General features: G+C 59.6%; 1 protein-coding gene. It reads left to right on the top strand.

Translation table 11 applies throughout. The features are described 5' to 3' along the window. Window positions 1-79: 79 nt before the first annotated feature. Window positions 80-260 (top strand): hypothetical protein (locus LK12_RS23570; RefSeq protein WP_039290984.1); only part of this gene is annotated, 181 nt, incomplete at its 3' end.

The following is a 260-nucleotide window of genomic DNA, read 5'->3' as shown; positions in this document are numbered from 1 at the left end:
TTAAAAGAGTGGCCGGTGCGGACCAACCGCTGCGCCGGACGCTGAATTAGCCTGAATTATCTAGCAGGGGTCGTGGCACATGTGTGGCATCGTCGGTATCGTCGGTAAATCGAACGTCAATCAGGCGCTGTATGACGGGCTGACCGTCCTCCAGCACCGCGGCCAGGATGCTGCCGGTATTGTCACCAGCCATGATGGCCGCCTGTTCCTGCGCAAGGACAATGGTCTGGTGCGCGATGTCTTCCAGCAGCGCCACATGC

The sequence above is a fragment of the Novosphingobium malaysiense genome, assembly GCF_000802225.1.
Taxonomy (GTDB): Bacteria; Pseudomonadota; Alphaproteobacteria; order Sphingomonadales; family Sphingomonadaceae; genus Novosphingobium; species Novosphingobium malaysiense.
This window is presented reverse-complemented; position numbering and strand designations above follow the sequence as displayed.